At 54.2% G+C, this 4,958-nt stretch carries 4 protein-coding genes; 1 reads left to right on the forward strand and 3 read right to left on the reverse strand.

Annotated elements, in window-relative coordinates:
• Nucleotides 1-64: 64 nt before the first annotated feature.
• Nucleotides 65-901, reverse strand: coding sequence for a TIM barrel protein (locus HIJ39_RS21355; protein WP_243239889.1), 837 nt, complete (start codon nucleotides 899-901; stop codon nucleotides 65-67).
• A gap of 48 nt (nucleotides 902-949) precedes the next feature.
• Complete coding sequence (locus HIJ39_RS21360; protein ID WP_169103064.1) at nucleotides 950-3,265, reverse strand: glycoside hydrolase family 3 N-terminal domain-containing protein; 2,316 nt, start codon at nucleotides 3,263-3,265, stop codon at nucleotides 950-952.
• Nucleotides 3,266-3,466: 201 nt separating this feature from the next.
• Between HIJ39_RS21360 and HIJ39_RS21365 the strand changes: the two genes are divergently transcribed.
• The gene (locus HIJ39_RS21365; protein ID WP_169103063.1) at nucleotides 3,467-4,639 is read left to right on the forward strand and encodes an ROK family transcriptional regulator; all 1,173 of its coding nucleotides are present in this window, start codon (nucleotides 3,467-3,469) and stop codon (nucleotides 4,637-4,639) included.
• 19 nt (nucleotides 4,640-4,658) lie between these two features.
• Here HIJ39_RS21365 and HIJ39_RS21370 read toward each other — a convergent pair whose 3' ends face one another.
• A complete protein-coding gene (locus tag HIJ39_RS21370) occupies nucleotides 4,659-4,856 on the reverse strand; it encodes an ABC transporter permease family protein (protein WP_207711842.1) in 198 nt (65 codons plus the stop codon).
• Between the last annotated feature and the right edge of the window lie 102 nt (nucleotides 4,857-4,958).

A 4,958-nucleotide genomic window follows, 5' to 3' on the forward strand; every position in this document is an offset into this window, starting at 1 on the left:
TCGACAAAAGGGCTGGGAATCCCTGCTTTTATGCGGTTTTCAAGGATCCGACGCGGTGATTTTTTCAGCACAAACTAACTAGATAGAAGGTACCTTTTAGGTCGTCGGATCCAAAACGCAAATCCTGATCAAACCGCGCGATGCGTTGATCGTTCAGGTCAATATGAAACAGTTTTCCTTGGTCTATTGCTTGGGCTACCTCATGCACGGGATTCAGCCCCGCCATTTTCGCGTGCGCGATCTCCGGATTGACGCCGACCAACTCAGGATGGGCCAAAGTAGCAATGAAAGCTAACATGGAACCAACCGTCGGCAAATAAAGGTCGCTTCGTGGCTCATTGGGCTTAGGTTCTAACGCGACACGCATTGGGTAGCCCTGGGTCATGATGTGTTCCGTCAACGCATCGATACCCTCGCGGTACCACGCCAAGGCTTCCCGTGGATCCTTCGCGCCATCAACTTCGGCCCCTTCACGGCCACCCCACAAAACAAAAATACCCGCACCGAGCTCATGACCCAAGTCCATGGCCCGTTTGGCCTTGTCGACGGCGAATCGACGGACCGCTTTTGCTGATGAGGTAAATGCACCATCCTTAAACACCGGGTCGTAGAACAGATTCACGGTCACCATCGGCACAACCATGCCGTAATCATCAAGAGCCTGCTTAAAATCCGCTACGATACGATCGCGTTCGCGAGCCGAAGCGCCAATCGGCACCAAGTCATTGTCATGCAACGTAACCCCGTAAGCGCCAAGACGACTTAATTCACGAACAATGGTGGTCGGCGGAATACTTTCGCGGACGGCCTCCCCAAATGGATCGCGTCCTCGATTTCCCACTGTCCATAGGCCGAACGTAAATTTGTCGCTAGGCTTGGGCTGCAACGTAACATCGCTCATCTCTTGCATCTCCTCTCTCAGATTTAAGGGCATCTCTTGCTTTCAACACTAGGACACGGTGGCTCGAGAACCGAATTCGGACAGATTGTCCCATGTCACGTTCTCGGGGATTTCGACACGGTGCACGGAATGGATGGTTTGTGACGACGAACCGAGGTAGACCTCAGCCATTCCCGACTCTAGCGCCCACTTTCCATCCATATTTACAAACGCCAGTTCTTGAAGGGGGATTCGGACCGTGACAGTGCGAGTCTGGCCCGGCCGCAGAGAAACACGGGCGAACCCTTTTAGCTCCTTAACTGGCCGGGTTACTGACTCGGAAGGACAACGAACATAGACTTGAACCACCTCAACGCCGGAACGCGTGCCCACGTTTTCGACCGGAACCACAACTTCGATTTCCCGACGCGGGACGCCCCAATTCAGGCTAACGCTGGAATCACCATACCGAAACCGTGTGTAGGTGAGGCCATAACCAAACGGAAACCGCGCCGATACCAGGTCATCGACATAGTCGCCATGCCAGTGGGAGCGGCCTCCCGAGGGCTTATGGTTGTAATACGTGGGAACGTGTCCGGCGCTCCGCGGAAAGCTAATTGGCAAGCGCCCAGCAGGTTCGGCATCCCCAAACAACACATCGGCAATAGCCGTTCCCCCTTGGGTGCCCGGAAGCCATGCTTCAACAATGGCTGCCACTCTGTCCATCCATCCCCCGGAAACGGGGCGCCCGCCGACCAAGACAACCACGACCGGAGTGCCTGTTTCCAAAACGGTGCCTATGAGTTCCTCTTGAACCCCCGGCAATCGCAAATCAGAACGGTCACGTGACTCGCCACTCGTTGCATCGAGTGTAAGTCCCGACTTGTCGCCGACCACTAATATTGCAACCGATGCCTGACGTGCGACATCTCGGGCCTCATCGAGACCGCTCCGATTCTCACCGGTAACGTCGCAACCTTTGGCATATGTGACATGTCCGGTCTTTTGACGGATGGCGTCCAGAACGGTAGGAAGAGGACCAACAACGCCATTCAAGGTTAGGGACGGGGGGAGTGGCTGCGAAAACACGTTCCCCTCCTTTTGGAGGTTCAGCAGTGTTTCAATATGACAGGGATAGGCGTAATCGCCCATGAGATTGCGCAGATCATCAGCATTGGGTCCAATAACCGCTACGGACGCCACCGACTTTTGCAAAGGCAAGATACTGCCTTCATTCTTTAGCAAGACTAAAGACTGCCGCGCAATTTCTAGGGCTAGTTCATCGTTCCGAGGATCGTCAAAAACCTCCGGGACCGATGGTTCATCTACCATTGCTGCGTCAAACAGCCCGAGCTTCATCTTTTGCCGCAGAACATGCCGTACCGCTTCGTTGAGAAGTTCCTCGGCAATCCGGCCGTCTCTCACCGCCTCAACGAGGGCATCTCCGTACGCATCCCGGTTGGGCAATTCCACATCCACCCCGGCCGTTAATGCCAAACGGGCGGCCGCATCTCTGTCTTGGGCCACATGGTGATAGTCCTGCAACATCGCTATGCCAAAGTAATCCGACACGACCGTCCCCGCAAATCCCCAATTCCTGCGCAGCAACCGTAATAGGTCAATATGAGCATGCATGGGAAGGCCATCCAGTTCGTGGTATCCCGGCATAATCGATTCGAGGCGGGCCTCTTTCACGGCCGCCTCAAAAGGACGCAAGACAATTTCATGGAACTCTCGTGGAGGAATGTGTGCGGGTGCCCAATTGAGGCCCCCCTCTGAGAAGCCGTATCCGGCATAATGCTTGCCGGTTGCGACAACACCTTGGTTCCAATCGCCATCCGCCTGCAAACCGCGAACAAACGCTACGCCCAGCCGAGAAGTAAGGTACGGATCTTCCCCAAAGGTTTCCTCCAGACGGCCCCAGCGTGCGTCCCGTGCAACATCCAGCAGCGGCGCAAGCGCTTGATGGGCGCCAACTGATCGCATTTGTTGGCTAATGACAGTTGCCATTTGTCCGACAAGGTCAACATTCCACGTGCTTGCTGTACCAATAGCCTGCGGAAACAATGTGGCCCCACGTGCCATATAACCGCTGCAGGCCTCCTCATGAACTAACGCAGGGATTCCTAACCGTGTCTCTTTAATGAGAAATTGCTGGATGCGGTTGGCTAGTCTAGCCGTCTCGGCCGGCATCAGATTGCTTGCCCCGCCAATGCGGGTAATGTGCCCGATGCCGTGGGCCAGCAGTTGCTGAGCTTTCTCTTCAGAGAATTCCACGCCATCCAGCAACTCGTATACCCACACCGCACCGAGTTGGGCAACTTTTTCCTCCACCGTCATGCGGGCAAGCAGTTCCTCAACGACTTCATCGTTACCTGATGGCATCATTGACCTCCCCTCTCACGCGATTAGGTCATGGAATATCAAGGTGATTAGTTCGCGTTATATGTAATTCCACGGTAACGATTCGATTTGCACTCTGCAATTCCCTTCTGAAAAAATCAATTTTTTTCTGCGAATGACTACAGTTCAGTCTTTCGGCTATGCTAGGCTATTAACCAAATCGTATTTTAAAAGGAGCGTATCATGCCTATATCGGTCGCACGCCATAGTCTCATGCGAAAAATGAATGAAATTGCAGTTCTGACCGTTATTCGGCGCAACGGCCCCACCTCTCGCAGGCGCATTGCTGAAATTCTAGGACTGACAAAATCAACTGTCACCGTTGCTTCCCAGAGGCTTTTAAACAAGAACATTTTGATGGAAGTCGGCTCCGTAAGCACTGGTCCAGGACGTCCCGAGGTCCTTCTGAATGTAAACCCTGACGCCGGATACATTATTGGGGCCTCCCTTGACGTCGGTACCTATCAAATCCTCATGTTTGATCTCGAAGGTCGCATCCTGAAGGAACACGTAGGATCCTATGATTCCGACAGTCCTGCCGAAGACGTCTTGTCTCTAATCGCTCACGACGTCGCAGCGGTGAAGAACAACATTGATAACAGCCGCTACTGGGGTTTCGGAATGTCGATCCCTGGAATTATATCGACCACCGGCGAGGTGATTTATGCCCCCAACGTCAAATGGCGGCACGTTGCCGTTAAGGAGTACTTTGTCACTTTGTTTGGAGAACCAGTGTTTATTATTAATGACGCAAATGCCGGCGCCGTAGGCGAATACTTCTTCGGCGACGCCCAACAGAGCGAATTGCTCATCTACCTGTCTTTGGGAATGGGAATCGGCGGCGGCGCGGTCGTGAATGGAAACCTGCTTCAAGGCGTCACAGGCGCTGGCACAGAGATTGGCCACATGGTTGTCGATGATAGCGGGCCCTTGTGCCGTTGCGGCCGACAAGGATGCTTTGAGGCTGTCGCGTCTGTCCGTGCTTTAACCGAGCGGGCCATGCGGACCACGGACACGCGCGGTTGGATCGAGCTTGACCGCATTCTGGTTGGGTTCTCCAATCGTGAGCCGTGGGCGGTCCAGGCCGTGAACGACACCATCCACTACTTGGAAACGGGGATTATCAACGTCGCCAATGTGTTCGATCCGGACACGATTATTTTAGGCGGACCATTGGCGCGACTCGGCACCTACCTGTGCGATCGCGTCAGCAATGCGGTGAATCACTATGCCATTGCAGGTGGACGTGGGCATGTTGCTGTGCAACTCACTTCACTGGGCAACAGCAGCAGCGCCATCGGTGCTGGTGCCATGGTACTTCACACGGCCGTCGAAAGCCGCGAAGAAATTCGTTAAGGACAATCCAGTGCACGCACTACTTTCCGAATCCAGCCAACAGTCCTCGCCGAAGGTATCGGCCGCCAAAGATGTACGCTAGCAACAACGGAATGGCCGACAACAATACCGCAGCCATCGTAAGGGGCACATCCATCGTATGTTGCCCCTGGAACTGCACGATCGCCAGCGGAAGCACCTGGACGTTGGCCGACTGTGTTAATACCAAAGGAAACAAAAAGTTATTCCACGACTGCACAAATTGGTAGAGTAGGAGGCCCCTTGCGGGGCCGTCCCCTCATCGAACCGGACTTGTGGTTTTCCCACATCCGGCTCTCCG

Origin of the sequence: Sulfobacillus harzensis (assembly GCF_012933365.1) — a bacterium.
GTDB lineage: Bacteria > Bacillota > Sulfobacillia > Sulfobacillales > Sulfobacillaceae > Sulfobacillus_B > Sulfobacillus_B harzensis.